We start from the raw sequence: 20184 nt of genomic DNA, 5'->3' as shown, positions 1-20184 counted from the left end.
ACGCGCATCCGCGTACCGCGCGCAGCCGTACGCCGCAGCCCCGCCGGCCGCTCCTGAGCGCGGTGCCGGGCGGTGAGCGGCGCCGCCCCCTGGCGCGAAGTCGCGCGTCCGGCGGTGCGCCGGTCTCGCGCCCCCTGGCCCCGGCGTCCGGCGGTGCGCCGGTCTCACAGCCCTGCCCCGGCCCAGGCGTCCGGCGTTGAGCCGCACCGCCGCCCTGCGCGGACGCGCATCCGCGTACCGCGCGCAGCCGTACGCCGCAGCCCCGCCGGCCGCTCCTGAGCGCGGTGCCGGGCGGTGAGCCGCTCCCCGTCTTCGACGCGGCCGCACCTCGCCCACGTAGGGAGCCACGCCTGCCCCCCAACTGCGCCACGCTCCCGCAGGCGGCCGCACCCGGACCGCACGGCCCCGTCCACCCTCACCGGCCGACCGGAGACGGACGCCTCATGATGCTGCGCTATGCCCTGCGGACGATCCGGCACCGCAAGGCGGGATTCCTCGGGGCGTTCCTCGCCCTCATGTGTGCCGCCGCACTCGTCACCGCCTGCGGCACCCTGCTGGAGACCGGCCTGCGCGGCCGGATCACCATCGAGCGGTACGCGGCCACCCCGCTGATCGTCTCGGCCGACCAGAACGTCCACCGCACGACCGTCAAGCACAAGGGCAACGGCAAGACGACGACCACGCACAAGGCGCAGCCCGTCGCCGAACGGGCCTGGCTCCCCGCAGCCACCGCCGACCGGCTGCGCCACCTGCCGGGTGTCCGCGCGGTCGTCCCCGAAGTGACCTTCCTCGCCCAGCCGCTCGGGCTCCCCGCCCACGGCTCGCCGGCGCCACCCGCCGCCAGGTGCTGCGGATGCTCCGCACCGAGACCCTGTCGGTCCTGGTGATTTCCGCGGCCCTCGGCACCGGTATCGCGCTAGCCGTGCTGACCGCGTTCAGCATCGGCATGACGGGGAGCGCGGCGCCCTGTGTCCTGCCCCTGGTGTCTGGGGCCGTGGTCGGCGTCGCCGCGCTGCTCGCCCTGGTCGCGACGGCGCTGCCCGGACGGTTCGCGCTGCGGACCCGTCCGGTGGAGGTGGCCGCGGGCCGGTGACGAGAAGGCAATGAGGGGGGTGGCCCGAGCCGCCCCCCTCGTCTCACGTCTCGACCGGAAGGCCCGCCGCGCGCCACGCCTGGAAGCCGCCCACCAGATCCGTCGCCCGGTACAGGCCGAGGCGGTGCAGCGACTCGGCCGCCAGGCTCGACGCGTACCCCTCGTTGCAGATCACCACCACCCGCAGGCCGTGGTCCACCGCCTCCGGGACACGGTGGCTTCCCCGCGGGTCCAGCCGCCATTCCAGCTCGTTGCGCTCGATGACCAGCGCCCCCGGGATCAGCCCGTCCCGCTCGCGCAGCTCCGCGTAGCGGATGTCCACGAGCAGGGCGCCCTCGGAGGCCGCCGCCCACGCCTCCTGCGGGCCGAGCCGTTCGTAACCGGCCCTGACTCGCTCCAGCAACTCATCGATCCCAAGGTGTTCGTCGCTCACTGCCAGTCCTCGGGTTTCTCGGTCTGCTCCAGGCGGAGCACCGCGCCCGTACGGCTGTAGCGCCGGATGCGTGGCAGCGGCGGGTAGTACGCGTGGACGGAGACGGCGTGGTCCGTGAGGGATTCGTTCAGCACCTCGTGGACGTGATGGCGGCCGAAGGCCCTGCCCCGGCCGGGGGTCAGTTCCCGGGTGCGGTCGATGTCCTCGGCCAGTTCCAAGGTCTTCCAGCCGTCGGTGGGCAGCCGGGCCGCGAGGGAGTGCTCCCTGAGCGTGCCGGCCGCGGTGAGAAAGGCGCCGACCGAGTCGGCGTGGTCGTGCCAGCCGGTGCCGGTACCCGGCGGCCAGCCGATCAGCCACGCCTCGCTGCCACCGGGACCGTCGAGCCGGATCCAGGTCCGGCCCTCGGGGTCGAGGGGAAGGGAGGCGATGAGTGCGGTGTCCTCGGCGGTGCGGCGGACGAAGTCGAGCAGTTCCGCCGCGGTCGGAGCCGGAGCGGACGTGCGCGTGGGCACGGGGACAGCGGGGAAGGGAGAGGCAGACACGGAGACCGTCCTGAGAGTTCGCGCGGACGCCCCGCCGTACGGCACAGCGCACGGCGAAGTCAGGTGAAGGCGATTCAGCAGGAAGGGCGACACACGCAGCCCGCATAGCGGAGCAGGTCCATATGGACCCTCCGCCACAGGCGCACATCGGTGTCGGTCATGACCGGGAGTAGACCATGCGCGCCCGTGCGGGTCAATTGACGTCCGCGGTCCTGTCGGCACGCACCGACGTCCGGGCCGCGCCGCCGCGCGCCGCGTCCGCTGCCGCGAACAGCTCGGCCGGACGCACCCCGCCGAACGCCTCCACGAGATGCCCGTCCGGCCTGACCAGCAGGACCGTGTGCGCGGAGGCCCCCGGATAGCTCTCCGCCACCAGCAGTTCGGCCTTCACCGGCAGCCCCGCGACGGCCTCCGCCAGCCGGGGCATCACTCCGGCGCGCATCCAGTGGCGCCGGTCCCACACTCCGGTGCCGGGCGCCACCAGCACCACGAGCAACTGCCCCTGTCCCAGCCGCTCCCGCAGCCGCACCGGGGTGCCGTCGGGCGCCGTGACCCGCACATCGGTCACCGGCGCACCGGGGGGCGTGCCCACCGAGGTGTGCGCCTCGGTGCGCGCGGGCGCAAGGGGGGACAGGGCGTAGGAGGGGGGCGCACCGAGGGGGCCGCAGCCCAGATGCCCGTCCATCAGCAGGGTGTCGTGCCCCCGTGCGCTCCCCGGTACGAGCGTCCGCAGACCCCCGCCGCCCCGCAGTATCGGCAGCGACTGGTCGGCGGCACGCAGCCGTGCGGCGACGGCGGCCCGTCGCTCGGCCTGATAGCTGTCGAGGAGCGCGTCGGACGCCCCGTGGTGCCAGGCCAGGGCCAGCTTCCAGGCCAGGTTCTCCGCGTCCCGCAGCCCCTCGTCGAGCCCTTGGGTTCCCAGGGCGCCCAGCAGATGGGCGGCGTCCCCGGCCAGGAAGGACCGCTTCACCCGCCACCGGCGGGCCAGCCGGTGGTGCAGCGTGTAGACCCCGGTGTCCAGCAGCTCGTACGGGGGAGTCTCGCCGCACCAGCCGGCCAGCGTGTCCCGGACCCGGGTGACCAGCGCGTCCGGCGTGACCAGTTCGCCGCGCGCGGGCAGCAGCCAGTCCAGCCGCCACACGTCGTCGGGCAAGGGCCTGGCCGTCACCTCGGCGCCCCCGGTGCGCCACGGGGGCGACCGGTGCAGCACGGCCTCGCCGGGCCGGGGCAGCTCGGCGCGCAGTGCGGCCACGGCGTGCCGTTCCACCGCCGTACGCCCGGGAAACCGGATGTCGAGGAGTTTGCGCACGGTGGACCGGGCCCCGTCGCAGCCGACCAGGTAACTCCCGCGCCACCAGGTCGATCCGGGCTCCCTGGTGTGCACGGTGACCCCGTCAGGGTCCTGCTCCAGGGTGTCGATCCGGCTGGGCCCGGCGGTCCCCACCAGCTCCTGCGCGGCCACCGCGTCGCGCAGACCCCGTACGAGCGCGTGCTGCGGTACGTGGACGGGGGCGGCCGGCACACCGCTGCCCGGGACCGGGTCCTCGCCGAGGGGCAGCTCGCGCACCAGATGCCTGCGCCGCACCGAACGCCAGCCGGACCAGCGCAGCCCCTCGTCCCGTAGCGCCTTGCAGCCCAGCCGCTCCAGGAAGGCCGCGGTGTCCTCGCGCAGGACGACCGTGCGGGCGGGGCGGGTCTCGTCGTTGTCGGGGTCCTCGTCGAGCAGCACGGACGGCACGCCCTGCGCGGCGAGGGCGAGCGAGAGCGCCAGGCCGACCGGCCCGGCGCCGACGACGATCACCGGGTCCACGGCGCGTCCCCCGTCGAGAGGCTGGTGCAACGGAACGGAAGGTGCGCGGGCGTCGAAGGGAGTGCTGCGGCGTCGGGGACTCGGTGCGCGATCACAGAACGTATGCAACCTACTGCCGGTGCTTGCGTCAAGCGACGCCGGAACGCGGCGAGGGGCGGTGGCAGGTGTGCCACCGCCCCTCGCGGGCGTCGTGCGACGAGCCGTCAGACGGCGCGTCCGTCGTCCACGTTGAGCGACGGCGCACCGATCGTCTCCAGTTCGCCCCCCGGGCCGGTGCCCACGACCGCGCCCGTGCTCTTCTTCCCGCGCCGGAGCCACCGCTCCAGCCAGCTCGCGAAGGACGTCAGGGCGAAGTTCAGCGCGAGGTAGACCACCGCGACGATCGTGAAGCATGCGATGGTGTTGGAACCGTAGTTCGCGGACATCGGCCGGACCGACGCGAGCAGCTCCGGGAAGGCGAGCACCGCGCCGCCGAGGGCGGTGTCCTTCACGATCACCACGAGCTGGCTGACGATGGCCGGCAGCATCGCGGTGACCGCCTGCGGCAGCAGCACGAAGACCATCGTCTGGCCCTTGCGCATGCCGATCGCCTTGGCCGCGTCCGTCTGCCCGCGGGGGAGCGTCAGGATGCCGGCCCGCACGATCTCGGCGAGCACCGAGGCGTTGTAGAGCACCAGGCCCGTCACCACGGCGTACAGCACACGCGTGTCCGGATCGAGGTCGGTGTACTCGGAGTACGCCTGGTTGGCGATGATCATCAGCAGCAGTACGGGAATGGCGCGGAAGAACTCCACGACCACCCCGCTCGGAACGCGCACCCAGCGGTGGTCCGAGAGCCGCCCGATGCCGAAGAGCGCACCCAGCGGCAGTGCGATGATCAGGGCGAAGAATGCCGCCTTGATCGTGTTCTGGAAGCCCGGCCAGATGAACGTTTCCCACGCCTGGGTGCCGGCGAAGAACGGCTTCCACTTGACCCAGTCGAGCTGGTGCTTCTCGGCGAGGCCGTCGTACACCCACCACACCACCGCCGCGGCGGCCAGCACGAAGAGCACGGTGTACAGGAGGTTGCGCCGCTTGGCGCGGGGCCCCTGCGCGTCGTAGAGGACGGAACTCATCGCTTCACCGCCACCTTCTTGGCGACCCAGCCGAGGATGAGACCGGTCGGGAGGGTCAGGATGATGAAGCCGAGGGCGAAGATGCCCGAGATCAGCAGCAGCTGTGCCTCGTTCTCGATCATCCCCTTCATCAGATACGAGGCTTCCGCCACACCGATCGCCGAAGCGACGGTGGTGTTCTTCGTCAGCGCGATGAGTACGTTGGACAGCGGGTTGACCACCGACCGGAACGCCTGCGGGAGGACGATCAGCCGCAGCACCTGGCCGAAGCCGAGCCCGAGTGCCCGGGCCGCCTCCGCCTGGCCGACCGGCACCGTGTTGATGCCCGAACGCAGGGACTCGCACACGAACGACGCGGTGTAGACGACGAAGGCGAGCACCGCGAGCCGGAAGTTGACGACCTTGATGTCGGTGGCGCCGAGGGCGATGTTGAGCGTGGAGTACAGACCCAGCGAAGCGAACATGATGATCACGGTCAGCGGAATGTTCCGGACCACGTTCACATAGGCGGTCGCGAAACCGCGCATCAGGGGGACCGGGCTGACCCTCATGCCGGCCAGCAGCGTTCCCCATATGAGGGAGCCGAGGGCGGAGAACACGGTGAGCTTCACCGTGACCCAGAAGGCCCCCAGCAGGTCATAACCATCAAGAAAGTCGAACACGATCTCCCGTGCTTCCACGTGTAGGAGGGCGCGGCGCGCCGTCGTTCAGCGGCGGCGCGCCCGGTCAGCCCTGCTTCACTTGACGACGTTGCCGATCTTCGGGGCGGGCTCGTTCTTGTAGCCGGCCGGCCCGAAGTTGGTCTCGACCGCCTTGTCCCACGAACCGTCCTTGACCATCTTGGTCAGCGCGTCGTTGATCTTCTTCTTGAGGTCGGCGTCGCCCTTCTTCAGACCGATGCCGTAGTTCTCGTTGGTCATCTTGAAGCCGGCCAGCTTGAACTTGCCCTTGTTGACGTCCTGCGAGGCGTAGCCGGCGAGGATGCTGTCGTCCGTGGTCAGCGCGTCGACGGCCTTGTTCTCCAGGCCGGTCAGGCACTCGGAGTAGCCGCCGTACTCCTGCAGCTGCGCCTTCGGGGCCAGCTTGTCGTGGACGTTCTGCGCCGAGGTCGAACCGGTGACCGAGCAGAGCTTCTTGTTGTTCAGGTCCTCGGGCTTCTTGATCGAGTCGTCGTCCGCGCGGACCAGGATGTCCTGGTGGGCCAGCAGGTACGGACCGGCGAAGTCGACCTTCTGCAGGCGCTCGTCGTTGATCGAGTAGGAAGCGACGATGAACTTGACGTCACCGCGCGAGATCGCCGTCTCGCGGTCGGCGCTCTTCGTCTCCTTGAACTCGATGTTCTTGGCGTCGTAGCCAAGTTCCTTGGCGACGTACGTGGCGACGTCGACGTCGAAGCCGGTGTACTTGCCGTCCGGGGTCTTCAGGCCGATACCCGGCTGGTCGATCTTGATGCCGATGGTGATCTTCTTGCCGCCACCCGAACCGGCCGAGTCGTCCTTGTCGTCGGAACCACAGGCGGTGGCGGTGAGGGCGAGGGCGAGCACGGCGGCCGAGGCGGCGGTGACCTTACGAAGCTGCATGGTGAGATTCCCTAGATTTGACGTGATGTGAGTGATCAGCAGGTACGGAAGCCGGTGCTGAAGGCTCCATCAGTGGTGAAGGATCTTCGACAGGAAGTCCTTGGCCCGGTCACTGCGCGGGTTGCTGAAGAACTGGTCGGGCGTGGCCTCTTCGACGATCTTCCCGTCCGCCATGAAGACGACCCGGTTCGCCGCGGAACGCGCGAAGCCCATCTCGTGGGTGACGACGACCATCGTCATCCCCTCGCGGGCGAGCTGCTGCATGACCTCCAGCACCTCGTTGATCATCTCCGGGTCGAGCGCGGAGGTCGGCTCGTCGAAGAGCATGACCTTCGGGTCCATCGCCAGGGCCCGGGCGATCGCGACGCGCTGCTGCTGGCCGCCGGACAGCTGGGAGGGGTACTTGTCGGCCTGGGTTCCGACGCCCACCCGGTCGAGCAGCGCACGCGCCTTGTCCTCGGCCGCCTTCTTGTCCGTCTTGCGGACCTTCAGCTGGCCGAGCATCACGTTTTCCAGGACCGTCTTGTGGGCGAAGAGGTTGAACGACTGGAAGACCATGCCGACGTCGGCCCGCAGCCGCGCCAGCTCCTTGCCCTCCGCGGGCAGCGGCTTCCCGTCGATCGTGATCGCGCCCGAGTCGATCGTCTCCAAGCGGTTGATCGTGCGGCACAGCGTGGACTTACCGGACCCGGACGGCCCGATGACGACCACGACCTCGCCGCGGGCGATCGTCAGGTCGATGTCCTGGAGCACATGCAGCGCGCCGAAGTGCTTGTTGACGTTGCTCAGCACAACCAGATCGCCGGCGGGCGCGGGTGCAGCGTCCTCGGCGCCCTTGGTCACTGAAACTCCGCTCATCGGCTTCTTGCTCCGTCCTCCTCGGTTGGGAAGGACCCTAGTGACGCAGTGCTACGAACGTCATTACATCTGAGCGGAAATTGAGCATAACGATCCGGCGGCAACCGGACACTCCGCGTGAACGGGACGTCACGCCGGTCGTACCGGCCGTACCGGGTGCATAACGGAAACCCGGATACACCGGACAGGCCCTTGACTGTCCACCCCTGATCGGCGTGGATTCCCTGGTACACCCCTACGTGAAACACCCCGGAACGGGGAAGTGACCGGGGGCGTACACGACCATGCGGACCGACCGCCGACCCGCACCGCTGCCAAGAGGGGGGCCATGAGACTGCTGCTCGTCGAGGACGACAACCACGTCGCCGCCGCCCTGTCCGCGATCCTCGCCCGGCACGGCTTCCAGGTGGTCCACGCCCGCAGCGGCGACGAGGCCCTGCAGGCGCTCCTGCCCGCGGACACCGAGCCCTTCGGCGTCGTCCTCCTCGACCTCGGCCTTCCCGACCAGGACGGCTACGAGGTGTGCGGGAAGATCCGCAAGCGCAGTTCCGTGCCGGTGATCATGGTCACCGCCCGTGCCGACGTACGCTCCCGCATCCACGGACTCAACCTCGGCGCCGACGACTACGTGACCAAGCCGTACGACACCGGCGAACTGCTGGCCCGTATCCACGCGGTCAGCCGGCGCAAGGCGAGCAACGAGGACACCGTGTCCACGCCCGTCGCGGCGCTGCGCCTGGGGCACGTCAGCATCGAGCTGCCCACCCGCCGGGTCAGTGTGGACGGCACGGAAGTGCAGCTCACCCGCAAGGAGTTCGACCTGCTCGCGCTGCTCGCCCAGCGGCCCGGTGTGGTCTTCCGCCGCGAACAGATCATCAGCGAGGTGTGGCGCACCAGCTGGGAGGGAACGGGCCGCACGCTGGAGGTGCACGTCGCCTCGCTCCGTTCCAAACTGCGGCTGCCCGCCCTGATCGAGACGGTGCGCGGGGTCGGCTACCGCCTCGTCTCCCCGTCCGCGTAGAGGCGTACGTCCCCGGTGCGTACCCGGCTGCTCCCGCTGCTCATCGTCCTGATGGCGAGTGTCCTGCTCGCCCTCGGCTTCCCGCTCGCCGTCAGTGTGGCCGCCGCCGAACAACAGCGCGTCGTGATCGACCGCATCGACGACACGGCACGCTTCGCCGCACTCGCCCAGTTCATCACCGAGCGCACCCGCGGCTACGACGAACGGCGCCGTACCCTCCAGACCGAGTTGGAGACGTACAACTCGGTCTACGGGATCCGCGCCGGTGTCTTCTACCGCGACGACTCCGCCATGGCGAAGGCCCCGGAAGCCTGGCGGCTGCCCGTCGAGGGGGAGGGGCGCGCCGCGTTCAGCGAGGCGCTGCTCGGCCGCCGCAGCCACGACCCGCCCCAGGTCTGGCCCTGGCAGAACGGCCGCGTGGTCGTCGCCTCGCCCGTCGTGCGCGACGGGGACGTCATCGCCGTCGTCGTCATCGACTCGCCCACCGGCCAGATGCGCGGCGACACGATCCGCGGCTGGCTGCTGATCGCGGCGGGCGAGGCGGTCGCGATGCTCGTCGCCGTCGGTGCCGCGATCCGGCTCACCGGCTGGGTCCTGCTGCCTGTCAAAACCCTGGACGCCGCGGCCCACGACATCGCCAGCGGCCGGATGCGCTCCCGGGTCGCCGCGTCCGGCGGCCCGCCGGAACTCAGGCGGCTGGCCCGCTCGTTCAACGAGATGGCCGACAACGTCGAGGACGTGTTGGAGCAGCAGCGCGCCTTCGTCGCCGACGCCTCCCACCAGCTGCGCAACCCGCTGGCCGCCCTGCTGCTGCGCATCGAACTGCTCGCCCTCGAACTGCCGGAGGGCAACGAGGAGATCGCCTCCGTGCGCACCGAGGGCCGCCGCCTGGGCCAGGTCCTGGACGACCTCCTGGACCTCGCGCTCGCCGAGCACGCCGAGAGCGACCTCCGGCTCACCGACATCGGCGCCCTCACCGCCGAACGGGTCGCGTCCTGGCGGCCGGTGGCCGAGGAGAAGGGCGTACGGCTCCGGGCCGACGGACCGCCCGCCGTCACCGCCTGGGCGGACCCCATCGCCCTGTCCAGCGCGCTCGACGCCATCATCGACAACGCCCTCAAATTCACGCCCGCCGGCGAGGAGGTCCGCGTCACCGTCGCCTCCGGCAGCCAGGACGTGACAGTGGTCGTCGCGGACGGCGGCCCCGGCCTCACCGACCAGGAGCTGGAACGCGTCGGGGACCGCTTCTGGCGCAGCTCCCAGCACCAGAACGTCCAGGGCTCGGGCCTCGGCCTCTCCATCTCGCAGGCGCTCCTCGCGGCGGGCGGAGGCTCGCTCTCGTACGCGCGCAGGGAACCGTCCGGGCTCAGCGTGACGGTCTCCGTGCCGCGCCACGACCCCAAGGGCTGAGGAGCGCGCCCGCACTCCCGCAGCCGCCCCGCGCGGCCGGGGAAGGCCCTACGGCTTGACCGAGCGGTAGTAGCGCTTCGCCCCTTCGTGCAGCGGGAGCGGATCGGTGTAAATGGCCGTCCGCAGGTCCACCAGCTGCGCCGCGTGCACCTCGCGCCCGATGCGGTCGCGGCTGTCGATCACGGTCCTCGTGAACGCCTCGGTCATCGCCGCGTCCGTGCGGTCCGTGGTGACCAGCACGTTGGCGACCGCCACCGTGGGCACGGCCTGGCCCTGCTGAGCGTTGCGGTACGCGTCGGCGGGCATCACGGCCGACCGGTAGTAGCGGGTGGAACCGCCCGCCGCCTGGAGCTCCTTGATCAGCGGTTCCTCCAGGGGGACCAGCCGGACCGCGAGCCGGGCCGACAGATCGGTCACCGCCGTCGTGGGCAGCCCGCCCGACCAGAAGAACGCGTCGAGGCTGCCCTCCTCCAGCAGCTTCGGCATCATGTCGATGCCCACCGGCAACGGCGTCACATCGTGGACCGGATCGAGACCGGCGGCCGTCATCAGCCGGTCCGCGACCAGCTTCACCCCGGAGCCCGACTGCCCCACCGCGACCCTACGGCCGCGCAGATCCGCCACGCTGTCGATGTCCGAGTCCCGCTTCACGATCAGCTGTATGTAGTCGTCGTACAGCCGGACACAGCCGCGCAGCCGCTCGTAGCCGGGCCTGCGGGCACGCAGATAGGTGGCGACGGCGTCGGTGGTGGCGATGGTGAAGTCCGCCTCGCCGGTCGCGACCCTGGCCAGGTTCTGCTGCGAGCCCTCGCTCGTCTGGAGCTCTATCGACACATCGGGCAGATCCTTGGCCAGGGCTTTCTTCAGCCGCTCCCCGTACTTCTGGTAGACGCCGCTGCGCACCCCCGTGCTGAACGACAGGGTGCCGGTGGGCGCCGGGTCGCGGAGCGGGAGCAGCCACCAGAGCAGCAGCCCGAGCACGACGGCGAGGGCGGCGCCCGCCCGCAGGGAGCGACGCCGGCCGGTTCGGGACAGGGCCGGGAGCATGGCGGCGATCCTGCCAGGTGGTTCCCGGCCGTGGCCAGGGGCGTCGTCGGATCGCTCGCCCGAGACGGAGAGAGCCCGGACACCACCTACCCTGGTCACATGAGCAGCGGCAACCGGAGCGAAGCAGTGGACGTCAGAAAAAGCTATGAGGTGCGCACCTACGGGTGTCAGATGAACGTCCACGACTCCGAGCGTTTGTCGGGGCTCCTGGAGGACGCCGGCTACGTCCGCGCGCCCGAGGGCTCGGACGGCGACGCCGACGTCGTCGTCTTCAACACCTGCGCGGTCCGCGAGAACGCCGACAACAAGCTCTACGGCAACCTCGGCCGGCTCGCCCCCATGAAGACCAAGCGCCCCGGCATGCAGATCGCCGTCGGCGGCTGCCTCGCCCAGAAGGACCGCGACACCATCGTCCAGCGGGCTCCCTGGGTCGACGTGGTCTTCGGCACGCACAACATCGGCAAGCTGCCCGTGCTGCTGGAGCGCGCCCGCGTCCAGGAGGAGGCGCAGGTCGAGATCGCCGAATCCTTGGAAGCGTTCCCCTCCACGCTGCCCACGCGCCGCGAGTCCGCGTACGCCGCGTGGGTCTCCATTTCCGTCGGCTGCAACAACACGTGCACCTTCTGCATCGTTCCGGCCCTGCGCGGGAAGGAGAAGGACCGCCGCACCGGCGACATCCTCGCCGAGATCGAGGCCCTGGTCGCCGAGGGTGTCTCGGAGATCACCCTGCTCGGCCAGAACGTCAACGCGTACGGCTCCGACATCGGCGACCGCGAGGCGTTCTCCAAGCTGCTGCGCGCCTGCGGGAAGATCGAGGGCCTGGAGCGCGTCCGCTTCACCTCGCCGCACCCGCGCGACTTCACCGACGACGTCATCGCCGCCATGGCCGAGACGCCGAACGTGATGCCTCAGCTGCACATGCCGATGCAGTCCGGTTCGGACAAGGTCCTCAAGGCGATGCGCCGCTCCTACCGTCAGGAACGCTTCCTCGGGATCATCGAGAAGGTGCGGGCCGCGATGCCCGACGCCGCGATCTCCACCGACATCATCGTCGGCTTCCCCGGCGAGACCGAGGAGGACTTCGAGCAGACGATGCACGCGGTCCGCGAGGCGCGCTTCGCGAACGCCTTCACCTTCCAGTACTCCAAGCGGCCCGGCACCCCCGCCGCCGACATGGAGGACCAGATCCCCAAGGAGGTCGTCCAGGAGCGCTACATGCGCCTCTCCGCCCTCCAGGAGGACATCTCCTGGGAAGAGAACAAGAAGCAGGTCGGCCGCACCCTGGAGGTCATGGTCGCCGAGGGCGAGGGGCGCAAGGACGGCGCCACCCACCGGCTGTCCGGCCGCGCCCCCGACAACCGCCTGGTCCACTTCACCAAGCCGGAGCAGGACGTCCGCCCCGGTGACGTGGTGACCGTCGAGGTCACCTACGCCGCCCCGCACCACCTGCTCGCCGAGGGCACCCCGGCCGCCGTGCGCCGGACCCGCTCGGGCGACGCCTGGGAGAAGCGCAATGCGGCCGAGGCGGCCAGGCCGGCCGGCGTCATGCTCGGCCTGCCGGGCATCGGCGCTCCGGCACCCCTGCCCGCGAGCGCGGCCCCGGGCTGCGGCTGCGACTGAGGTACGGGCGAGGGGTCGCCCGGGCCCGAAGCAGCCGCTTCCCCCGGGCCGCCCGGTGAGCCCGGGGGAGGGGCCGCAGTACGCTGCCGACCATGCTTGTCGCCGCCGCTGTCTGCCCCTGTCCGCCGCTGCTCGTCCCCGACGTGGCCGCCGGTGCCGCACCCGAGCTGGACGACGCCAGAAGGGCGTGCACCGATGCCCTGGGCGCCCTCGCCGCCTCCCGGCCCGACCTGCTCGTGGTGATCGGCCCGGCCGGCCCCGCCGGGCGCGGCACCCACCCCGAGGGGGCCGCCGGCGGCTTCCGGGAATTCGGCGTCGATCTGGAGGTCCGGCTCGGCCGGGACCGGGGAGAGCGCGACGGCCGCCCCCTCCCGCCCTCGCTCGCGGTGGGAGCCTGGCTCCTCGCCCGTACGGGATGGGGCGACGCCCCCGTGGAGGGCCTCGGTGTGGGCGAGCCACTGGAGACCGCGCGCTGCACGGAGACCGGGCGGGAGCTCGCCCGCCGGGCGGACCGGGTGGCGCTGCTGGTGATGGGCGACGGCAGTGCCTGCCGCACCCTGAAGGCCCCGGGCTACCTGGACGAGCGCGCGGCAGCGTTCGACGCGGAGGCCGCGCGGGCCCTGGGCGACGCCGACCCGGAGGCGCTGGCCGCGCTGGACGAGGCACTCGCGTACGAACTCAAGGCCGCGGGGCGTGCGCCCTGGCAGGTGCTGGCGGGGGCGGCCGAGGGGGCCGGTCTGGCCGGCCGGCTGCTGTACGAGGACGCGCCGTACGGGGTGGGCTACCTGGTCGCCACCTGGTCCTGACGCCTGAGGACGCGCGGAGGGCCCCGGAGCGGTCACCGCGGTCACCGCTCCGGGGCCCTCCCCGCACTCCGCTCAGGCTGAGGGCGGGGGCGGGGGCGGCGTCGCGCCGCCGCCGTCCTTGTTCGCCAGCTTGTCCACCGCGTCCTTGGCCTTCTGCCGGCCCGTCACGATCTTGTCGCTGTACTTGCCCTTGGTCTTCTCGTCCACCGTCCGGGCGGCCTTCTCGAGCCCTTGGTCGATCTTGTCCCCGTGCTGCTGCGCGAGGTCGCTGACCTTCTCCTTCGCCGGGGCCAGCTTCGCCTTCACACTGTCCATGAAGCCCATCGGGCACCTTCTCCGCTCGGAAACTGTGAGAAATAACCCATATGTACAACCACTGTACGGGGAAGACCGCACCGTCGCGTCACCTTCCCCGCCCGGGCTTCCCTCATTCGGGATACGCGGTGCGGGTTTGAGGGAGACTGGGCCGGTGACAAGCTCAGCTCCCGCACCTCGGGTCATCACCGTCGTCGGTCCCACCGCAGCAGGAAAGTCCGACCTGGGGGTGTACCTCGCCCAGCAGCTCGGCGGCGAAGTGATCAACGCCGACTCCATGCAGCTCTACCGGGGGATGGACATCGGCACCGCCAAGCTGACGCTCGCCGAGCGCGCCGCCGTACCGCACCGCCTGCTGGACATCTGGGACGTCACCGAGACCGCCAGCGTCGCCGAGTACCAGCGCCTCGCCCGCGCCGAGATCGACCGGCTCCTGGCCGATGGCCGCACCCCGATCCTGGTCGGCGGCTCCGGACTGTACGTGAAGGGCGCGATCGACGCCCTGGAGTTCCCCGGTACGGACCCCGATGTGCGGGCCGCCCTGGAGGCGGAGCTGGACCAGCACGGCTCCGGAGCTCTGCACGCCCGGCTCGCCGCCGCCGACCCCGAGGCCGGCCGCGCGATCCTCCCGAGCAACGGCCGGCGCATCGTCCGGGCCCTGGAGGTCATCGAGATCACCGGCAAGCCGTTCACCGCGAACCTTCCCGGCGACGACGCGGTCTACGACGCCGTCCAGATCGGCGTCGACGTGGAGCGCCCCGAACTCGACGAGCGCATCGCCCTGCGCGTCGACCGCATGTGGGAGGCGGGACTCGTGGACGAGGTGCGTGCCCTGGAGGCGCAGGGGCTGCGCGAAGGGCGCACCGCCTCGCGGGCCCTCGGCTACCAGCAGGTGCTGTCCGCGCTGGCCGGCGAGTGCACCGAGGACCAGGCGCGCACCGAGACCGTGCGCGCCACCAAACGCTTCGCGCGCCGTCAGGACTCCTGGTTCCGCCGCGACCCGCGCGTCCGATGGCTCAGCGGGGCCGTGGAGCACCGCGGGGAACTCCCCAGCCAGGCACTGGCGTTGGTCGAACGGGCGGTTACAGCCTGATCACGTGATGGCATCGGGACGCTCCGCTCGTCATTTCGGCGACCGCGGCCGTGCCATCATCGAGCATCGATCGACTGGAGTCCGAGTTGGGAGGGCGCGTGGCGATGGAGGCCGGCCCTCGCGACACGGAACAAGACGCCCCGGAACACGGCGCACCGGAACACGGCGCACCGGGTGCCGGGCGTGAGGCGGACGGCCTCAGCCCGGACGGGCCCGACGAGCTCGACGTGACCCCCGAGGTCGAGGTCGAGCTGCGGCCCGCCCGCCGACTGCGCATCTGGCAGCTCGCGCCCATCGTCACGCTCGCCGCGGTGGGCTCGCTGATGTTCGCCTTCCCGCTGGCCTTCGAGTTCGGCGACGGCGGCGCGGTCGTCGCCATGCTGGGCCTCCTGATCAGCTGCTGCGCCGCCGGGTGGTCCATGATGGCCGCCCGCCGCGTCGGCTACGCCTGGCCCGGACTGCCCTCCAGAGGTTCGTCGCAGCGTCCGGACTGGCGCGTGATCGCGCTCTACGCAGGGATCTGCGCCGTGCTCGTCGCGCTCGCCGTCTGGCGCGTGGCCCGGCTGCGCTGACCGGCCGGGGGCCGCGGGGCGGGGAGCGCTCCGCGCCGCGGCGGACGGTTACCCGGCTGTCGGTGCCGCCTCGTACAGTTGTCCCGTGACCACCTCGCAGATCGCCTTCCTCAAGGGCCACGGCACCGAGAACGACTTCGTGATCGTTCCCGACCCGGAGAACGCCCTCGACCTGCCCGCCTCCGTCGTCGCCCGGCTCTGCGACCGCCGCGCGGGCATCGGCGGCGACGGACTGCTGCACGTCGTGCGTTCCGGCGCGCACCCGGAGGCGAAGGCGATGGCCGACGACGCCGAGTGGTTCATGGACTACCGCAACTCCGACGGCTCCGTCGCCGAGATGTGCGGCAACGGCGTGCGGGTCTTCGCCCGCTACCTCCAGCGCGCCGGCCTGGTCGAGGCGGGCGACCTCGCGGTCGCGACCCGGGGCGGGGCCAAGAAGGTCCACCTGGCCGAGAACGGTGACGTCACCGTCTCCATGGGGCGGGCCCTGCTCCCCGCCGACGGCGTCACCGTCACCGTCGGCGACCGGGCCTGGGGTGCTCGAAACGTCAATATGGGCAACCCGCACGCGGTCGCCTTCGTGGACGACCTGGCCCACGCCGGCGACCTGCTCACCGAGCCGTCCTTCGCCCCGGCCGCCGTCTACCCCGAAGGCGTCAACATCGAGTTCGTCGTGGACCGGGGCCCCCGCCACGTCGCCATGCGGGTCCACGAGCGCGGCTCCGGCGAGACCCGCTCCTGCGGCACCGGCGCCTGCGCGGTGGCCGTCGCGGCCGCCCGCCGTGACCAGGCCGACCCCGCGAGGACCGGCGAGCCCGTCACGTACACCGTCGACCTCCCCGGCGGCAGCCTCGCCATCACGGAGCACCCGGACGGCGGGATCGACATGACCGGACCGGCCGTCATCGTCGCCGAGGGCATGATCGATCCGGCCTGGCTCGAAACGCCGAACGAGTAACGCTTCGCTCGAATGGGTGATCCGTTTCACGCTGGGCGAGAGCGGGACTCCGCCACGTGGTGGGCTCGGTAGCATCAAGCACCGGCCCGGAGGCGCGCCCCGTCTCCCCACCGCCGGTCGACGTCGCCGGAGGTGCCCCATGAGTGCAGAGGCCACCAGCCCAGGTGCTCCCATCCGCAGGCGGGGCCGTCCCCGGATCGACTTCCGCAGGCTCGGCAGAGCCGCGCTGTTCGGCCCGGTCTCCCGCGACCGGCTCCCCGACGCCATCGCGCACGTCGTCGAAGCGCACCGGGCCCACCATCCCGAAGCCGACCTCTCGGTCCTGCAACGCGCCTACGTCCTCGCCGAGAGTTCGCACCGGGGGCAGATGCGCAAGAGCGGCGAGCCCTACATCACCCATCCGCTCGCCGTCACCCTCATCCTCGCCGAGCTGGGCGCCGAGACGACCACGCTGACCGCCTCCCTGCTCCACGACACCGTCGAGGACACCGACGTGACCCTCGACCAGGTGCGGGAGGAGTTCGGCGAGGAGGTCTGCTACCTCGTGGACGGAGTCACCAAACTCGAGAAGGTCGACTACGGGGCCGCCGCCGAACCCGAGACCTTCCGCAAGATGCTGGTCGCCACCGGGGACGACGTCCGCGTCATGTCGATCAAGCTCGCCGACCGGCTGCACAACATGCGCACCCTCGGCGTGATGCGGCCCGAGAAGCAGGCCAGGATCGCCAAGGTCACCCGCGACGTGCTGATCCCCCTGGCCGAACGGCTCGGCGTCCAGGCGCTCAAGACCGAACTGGAAGACCTGGTCTTCGCCATCCTCCACCCCGAGGAGTACGCGCGCACCGACGCGCTGATCACCGAGGCGGCCGACGGCGCCGACCCGCTCGGCGCCATGGCGGGGAACGTGGCCTCAGTGCTCCGCGAGGCCGGCATCTCCGCCGAGGTCCTGGTCAGGCCCCGCCACTTCGTCTCCGTCCACCGCGTCCGCATCAAACGCGGCGAACTGCGCGGCAGCGACTTCGGACGGGTCCTGGTGCTCGTCGGTGAGGACGCCGACTGCTACGCCGTCCTCGGCGAGCTGCACACCTGCTTCACCCCGGTGATCTCCGAGTTCAAGGACTTCATCGCCGCCCCCAAGTTCAACCTGTACCAGTCGCTGCACACCGCGGTGGTGGGCCCGGACGGCGAGGTGGCCGAGGTCCTCATCCGTACGCACCGCATGCACAGGGTCGCCGAGGCCGGCGTGGTCGCCCTCGGTAATCCGTACGCCTCCGAGGGCGCCCCCCAGACCGCCGAACCGGCCGACGGCGAACGCGCCGACCCCACCCGCCCCGGCTGGCTCTCCCGCCTCCTCCAATGGCAGCAGTCCGCGCCCGACCCGGACACCTTCTGGACCACCCTGCGCGCCGACCTCGCCCAGGACCGCGAGATCACCGTCTTCCGCACGGACGGCGGCACGCTCGGCCTGCCCGCCGGTGCCAGCTGCGTCGACGCGGCCTACGCCCAGCACGGCGACGCCGCCCACGCCTGCATCGGGGCCCGGGTGAACGGCCGGCTGGCCACGCTGAGCACCGTGCTGAAGGACGGTGACACCGTGCAGCCGCTGCTGGCCGAGGACGCCGCGTCCGGCCCCTCGCCGGACTGGCTCGACCACGCGCGCACACCCGCCGCCCGGATCGCCATCACCGGCTGGCTCGACGCCCACCCGCAGGCGGCGGAGGCCGGGCAGCCCGGGGAACCGGCCGGTCCCGACCCGCAGCCGGTCCCGCCCTCGGCGCCCCGGGGTGCCCGCGCCCGCACGGCCACCGCCGTGGCGGAGCGCCCGGACGCCGCGGTACGGCTCGCCGGCTGCTGCACGCCCGTGCCGCCCGACGAGGTCACCGGCTTCCCGGTACGCGGCGGCGCCGCCGTCACCGTGCACCGGCTGGAGTGCCCCGCCGTGGCCCGCATGGAGGCGATCGGGCGGACACCGGTCGCGGTGAGCTGGGGCGACGAGCAGGCGTGCCGGGTGACGCTGATCGCCGAATCGTTCGGCCGCCCCCGACTGCTCGCGGACCTCACCGAGGCGATCGCCGGGGCCGACGCCGCGGTGATCTCCGCCACCGTGGAGCCCCCGAGCGAACAGCGCGTACGGCACACCTACACGCTGCGGCTCCCGGACGCGGCCGGTCTGCCCGCGCTGATGCGCGCGATGCGCGAGGTGCCCGGCGTGTACGACGTGACCCGCGCCCAGCATCCGGCCGGGGCGCTCTGAGGTCCGGGGCGCTCTGGGGCACCGGGCCGTCAACCGCGTTCTCATTCGGGTGGCACGGCGCGCGCCGCGCCCGTCCGGCGGGGCGGCGCTGATAGCCGTAGTCCATGCCGTTCCTCTCCCGCCGTTCGCGGGCCGCCCTGCTGGCCGCCGCGTCGGCCGCCCTCGTCGCCGCCGCCCTGCCCGCCGACCCGGTGCCCCTCGGCATCGGTGACCCGCTCTTCCCGCACCTCGGCAACCCCGGGTACGACGTGCTCGCGTACGACATCGGACTCGTCTACCGGGGCCGCAACGACGAGCCGCTGGACGCCGTCACCACCATCGACGCACGGACGACCGAGCCACTGGACCGCATCAACCTCGACTTCACCCGGGGCACCGTGCGCTCCGTCGCCGTCAACGGGCTGCGGACCGGCTTCGACACCGCGGGCGAGGATCTCGTCGTACGACCGGTGGGCCGCATCCCGGCCGGAGTGCCCCTGCGCATCACCGTCCGTCACACCAGCGACCCCACCGGCGAACAGGACAGCGGCGGCTGGGTGCGCACCTCCGACGGACTCGCCCTGGCCAACCAGGCGGACGCCGGGCACCGGGTCTTCCCGAGCAACGACCACCCCGCCGACAAGGCGTACTTCACCTTCCACGTCACCGCGCCGAACGATCTGACCGTCGTCGCCAACGGCCTCCCCACGGGGCGCAGCCGCGACGGCGACAGCACCACCTGGACCTACCGCACCCAGCACCCCATGGCGACCGAACTGGCCCAGGTCAGCATCGGCGGCTCGACCGTCGTGCGGCGTACCGGACCGAACGGACTGCCCGTGCGCGACGTCGTACCGACCGCGGACCGGGACCGCCTGGAACCCTGGCTGAAGAGGACCCCCGCCCAGCTGGAGTGGATGGAGGAGCAGGTCGGCCGCTACCCCTTCGAGAACTACGGAATCCTCGTCGCCGACACCGAGACCGGATTCGAGCTGGAGACCCAGACCCTGTCCCTCTTCGAGAAGCGCCTGTTCACCGACGCGCGCTTCCCCGAGTGGTACGTCGAGTCGGTCATGGTCCACGAACTGGCCCACCAGTGGTTCGGCGACAGCGTCTCCCCGCAGTCCTGGTCCGACCTCTGGCTGAACGAGGGGCACGCCACCTGGTACGAGGCGCGGTACACCGAGGACCACATGGACGCACCACTTGAGGCGCGCATGCGGAACGCCTACATCCGCTCGGACACCTGGCGCGCCGCCGGAGGCCCGCCCGCCCGTCCCGCGGCCCCGAAGCCCGGCCAGAAGATCAGCCTGTTCCGGCCCGTCGTCTACGACGGCAGCGCCCTCGTCCTGTACGCGCTGCGCCAGGAGATCGGCCGCGACGCCTTCGGCCGGCTGGAACGGCTCTGGGTGCACAAGCACCGCGACTCCAACGCGGCCACGGCCGACTTCGTCCGGCTCGCCTCGCAGGTGGCGGGGCGCGATCTGACCGCGTTCTTCGACGGCTGGCTGTACGGGACGAAGACACCGCCGATGCCGGGGCACCCGGACTGGCGGAGCACAGCCCCGGCCGCCTCGTAAACCCGGGTGACGCCCCGCGCCGGCCGTGCCACTATCGACGGGTCGCCGAGGCGGCCGGAGTGGAGGATTTCCCCCTCGGGAATCTTCCGCACAGGTCA

20 protein-coding genes and 1 pseudogene are annotated in these 20184 nt (G+C 71.7%); 11 read left to right on the top strand and 10 right to left on the bottom strand.

Annotated features, from left to right (window positions below):
- Positions 1-443: 443 nt before the first annotated feature.
- Together ACLQ2N_RS26005 and ACLQ2N_RS26000 are read left to right on the top strand one after the other, a co-directional pair.
- Positions 444-803 (top strand): annotated as a pseudogene (locus ACLQ2N_RS26005) (ABC transporter permease); the annotation flags it as partial.
- A gap of 50 nt (positions 804-853) precedes the next feature.
- Positions 854-1093: a hypothetical protein gene (locus tag ACLQ2N_RS26000; RefSeq protein WP_425816553.1), complete on the top strand. Its 240-nt coding sequence runs from the start codon at positions 854-856 to the stop codon at positions 1091-1093.
- A 43-nt stretch (positions 1094-1136) separates the two neighbouring features.
- Here ACLQ2N_RS26000 and ACLQ2N_RS25995 read toward each other — a convergent pair whose 3' ends face one another.
- The 8 genes from ACLQ2N_RS25995 to ACLQ2N_RS25960 form a co-directional block, all read right to left on the bottom strand.
- The gene (locus ACLQ2N_RS25995; protein WP_425816552.1) at positions 1137-1526 is read right to left on the bottom strand and encodes a rhodanese-like domain-containing protein; all 390 of its coding nucleotides are present in this window, start codon (positions 1524-1526) and stop codon (positions 1137-1139) included.
- A complete protein-coding gene (locus ACLQ2N_RS25990; RefSeq protein WP_425816551.1) occupies positions 1523-2038 on the bottom strand; it encodes a cysteine dioxygenase in 516 nt (171 codons plus the stop codon). The genes ACLQ2N_RS25995 and ACLQ2N_RS25990 overlap by 4 nt, the downstream gene beginning before the upstream one ends.
- Before the next feature lie 104 nt (positions 2039-2142).
- On the bottom strand, positions 2143-2229 hold the full coding sequence (locus ACLQ2N_RS25985) for a putative leader peptide (protein ID WP_311307652.1): 87 nt from the start codon (positions 2227-2229) through the stop codon (positions 2143-2145).
- Positions 2230-2261: 32 nt separating this feature from the next.
- A complete protein-coding gene (locus ACLQ2N_RS25980) occupies positions 2262-3878 on the bottom strand; it encodes an FAD-dependent monooxygenase (protein ID WP_425816587.1) in 1617 nt (538 codons plus the stop codon).
- A gap of 203 nt (positions 3879-4081) precedes the next feature.
- The gene (locus ACLQ2N_RS25975; protein WP_425816550.1) at positions 4082-4993 is read right to left on the bottom strand and encodes an amino acid ABC transporter permease; all 912 of its coding nucleotides are present in this window, start codon (positions 4991-4993) and stop codon (positions 4082-4084) included.
- Entirely contained in the window at positions 4990-5655 is a 666-nt protein-coding gene (locus tag ACLQ2N_RS25970; protein WP_425816586.1) for an amino acid ABC transporter permease, read from the bottom strand. The genes ACLQ2N_RS25975 and ACLQ2N_RS25970 overlap by 4 nt, the downstream gene beginning before the upstream one ends.
- Positions 5656-5730: 75 nt before the next feature.
- Positions 5731-6573 carry a glutamate ABC transporter substrate-binding protein gene (locus ACLQ2N_RS25965; RefSeq protein ID WP_425816549.1) on the bottom strand — a complete coding sequence of 281 codons (843 nt, stop codon included), beginning with the start codon at positions 6571-6573 and terminating at the stop codon, positions 5731-5733.
- Between the two features lie 69 nt (positions 6574-6642).
- Entirely contained in the window at positions 6643-7431 is a 789-nt protein-coding gene (locus tag ACLQ2N_RS25960; RefSeq protein WP_361025186.1) for an amino acid ABC transporter ATP-binding protein, read from the bottom strand.
- A 328-nt stretch (positions 7432-7759) separates the two neighbouring features.
- Here ACLQ2N_RS25960 and ACLQ2N_RS25955 point away from each other — a divergent pair, with 328 nt between their 5' ends.
- Positions 7760-8452 carry a response regulator transcription factor gene (locus ACLQ2N_RS25955; protein WP_425816548.1) on the top strand — a complete coding sequence of 231 codons (693 nt, stop codon included), beginning with the start codon at positions 7760-7762 and terminating at the stop codon, positions 8450-8452.
- A 15-nt stretch (positions 8453-8467) separates the two neighbouring features.
- A complete protein-coding gene (locus tag ACLQ2N_RS25950; protein WP_425816547.1) occupies positions 8468-9862 on the top strand; it encodes an ATP-binding protein in 1395 nt (464 codons plus the stop codon).
- A gap of 48 nt (positions 9863-9910) precedes the next feature.
- Here ACLQ2N_RS25950 and ACLQ2N_RS25945 read toward each other — a convergent pair whose 3' ends face one another.
- Positions 9911-10909 (bottom strand): TAXI family TRAP transporter solute-binding subunit, encoded by a 999-nt coding sequence (locus ACLQ2N_RS25945; RefSeq protein ID WP_425816546.1) that lies wholly within the window; start codon positions 10907-10909, stop codon positions 9911-9913.
- A gap of 99 nt (positions 10910-11008) precedes the next feature.
- Here ACLQ2N_RS25945 and miaB point away from each other — a divergent pair, with 99 nt between their 5' ends.
- A complete protein-coding gene (miaB, locus tag ACLQ2N_RS25940; protein WP_425816545.1) occupies positions 11009-12529 on the top strand; it encodes a tRNA (N6-isopentenyl adenosine(37)-C2)-methylthiotransferase MiaB in 1521 nt (506 codons plus the stop codon).
- A gap of 92 nt (positions 12530-12621) precedes the next feature.
- Positions 12622-13335, top strand: a complete 714-nt coding sequence (locus ACLQ2N_RS25935) for a class III extradiol dioxygenase subunit B-like domain-containing protein (RefSeq protein WP_425816544.1) — start codon at positions 12622-12624, stop codon at positions 13333-13335.
- A gap of 72 nt (positions 13336-13407) precedes the next feature.
- Here the strand turns inward: ACLQ2N_RS25935 and ACLQ2N_RS25930 are convergent, their stop codons facing one another.
- The gene (locus ACLQ2N_RS25930) at positions 13408-13659 is read right to left on the bottom strand and encodes an antitoxin (protein WP_425816543.1); all 252 of its coding nucleotides are present in this window, start codon (positions 13657-13659) and stop codon (positions 13408-13410) included.
- A gap of 145 nt (positions 13660-13804) precedes the next feature.
- On the opposite strand from ACLQ2N_RS25930, the gene miaA reads away from it, so the two are divergent.
- The 5 genes from miaA to ACLQ2N_RS25905 all read left to right on the top strand — a co-directional run bounded on the left by miaA (position 13805) and on the right by ACLQ2N_RS25905 (position 20086).
- The gene (gene miaA / locus ACLQ2N_RS25925; protein WP_425816542.1) at positions 13805-14743 is read left to right on the top strand and encodes a tRNA (adenosine(37)-N6)-dimethylallyltransferase MiaA; all 939 of its coding nucleotides are present in this window, start codon (positions 13805-13807) and stop codon (positions 14741-14743) included.
- A 104-nt stretch (positions 14744-14847) separates the two neighbouring features.
- Positions 14848-15315: a hypothetical protein gene (locus ACLQ2N_RS25920; protein ID WP_425816585.1), complete on the top strand. Its 468-nt coding sequence runs from the start codon at positions 14848-14850 to the stop codon at positions 15313-15315.
- Between the two features lie 85 nt (positions 15316-15400).
- A complete protein-coding gene (dapF, locus tag ACLQ2N_RS25915) occupies positions 15401-16273 on the top strand; it encodes a diaminopimelate epimerase (RefSeq protein ID WP_425816541.1) in 873 nt (290 codons plus the stop codon).
- Positions 16274-16412: 139 nt separating this feature from the next.
- Positions 16413-18527 carry a RelA/SpoT family protein gene (locus ACLQ2N_RS25910; RefSeq protein ID WP_425816540.1) on the top strand — a complete coding sequence of 705 codons (2115 nt, stop codon included), beginning with the start codon at positions 16413-16415 and terminating at the stop codon, positions 18525-18527.
- Between the two features lie 104 nt (positions 18528-18631).
- Positions 18632-20086 (top strand): M1 family metallopeptidase, encoded by a 1455-nt coding sequence (locus ACLQ2N_RS25905; protein ID WP_425816539.1) that lies wholly within the window; start codon positions 18632-18634, stop codon positions 20084-20086.
- Positions 20087-20184 lie beyond the last annotated feature (98 nt).

The sequence above is a fragment of the Streptomyces sp. DT224 genome (genome assembly GCF_049844595.1).
Lineage (GTDB): Bacteria > Actinomycetota > Actinomycetes > Streptomycetales > Streptomycetaceae > Streptomyces.
Note: the sequence above shows the minus strand (reverse complement) of the source record. Positions and strands in the feature narration are given on the sequence as shown.

Bases quoted from the DNA above. Each gene is read 5' to 3' on its own strand.
- ACLQ2N_RS25985 (WP_311307652.1), bottom strand. From the start codon at position 2,229: ATGACCGACACCGATGTGCGCCTGTGGCGGAGGGTCCATATGGACCTG.
- ACLQ2N_RS25965 (WP_425816549.1), bottom strand. From the start codon at position 6,573: ATGCAGCTTCGTAAGGTCACCGCCGCCTCGGCCGCCGTGCTCGCCCTC.
- ACLQ2N_RS25955 (WP_425816548.1), top strand. From the start codon at position 7,760: ATGAGACTGCTGCTCGTCGAGGACGACAACCACGTCGCCGCCGCCCTG.
- ACLQ2N_RS25935 (WP_425816544.1), top strand. From the start codon at position 12,622: ATGCTTGTCGCCGCCGCTGTCTGCCCCTGTCCGCCGCTGCTCGTCCCC.
- ACLQ2N_RS25920 (WP_425816585.1), top strand. From the start codon at position 14,848: ATGGAGGCCGGCCCTCGCGACACGGAACAAGACGCCCCGGAACACGGC.
- ACLQ2N_RS25960 (WP_361025186.1), bottom strand. From the start codon at position 7,431: ATGAGCGGAGTTTCAGTGACCAAGGGCGCCGAGGACGCTGCACCCGCG.
- ACLQ2N_RS25910 (WP_425816540.1), top strand. From the start codon at position 16,413: ATGAGTGCAGAGGCCACCAGCCCAGGTGCTCCCATCCGCAGGCGGGGC.
- ACLQ2N_RS25975 (WP_425816550.1), bottom strand. From the start codon at position 4,993: ATGAGTTCCGTCCTCTACGACGCGCAGGGGCCCCGCGCCAAGCGGCGC.
- ACLQ2N_RS25930 (WP_425816543.1), bottom strand. From the start codon at position 13,659: ATGGGCTTCATGGACAGTGTGAAGGCGAAGCTGGCCCCGGCGAAGGAG.
- ACLQ2N_RS25945 (WP_425816546.1), bottom strand. From the start codon at position 10,909: ATGCTCCCGGCCCTGTCCCGAACCGGCCGGCGTCGCTCCCTGCGGGCG.
- miaB (WP_425816545.1), top strand. From the start codon at position 11,009: ATGAGCAGCGGCAACCGGAGCGAAGCAGTGGACGTCAGAAAAAGCTAT.
- ACLQ2N_RS26000 (WP_425816553.1), top strand. From the start codon at position 854: ATGCTCCGCACCGAGACCCTGTCGGTCCTGGTGATTTCCGCGGCCCTC.
- ACLQ2N_RS25905 (WP_425816539.1), top strand. From the start codon at position 18,632: ATGCCGTTCCTCTCCCGCCGTTCGCGGGCCGCCCTGCTGGCCGCCGCG.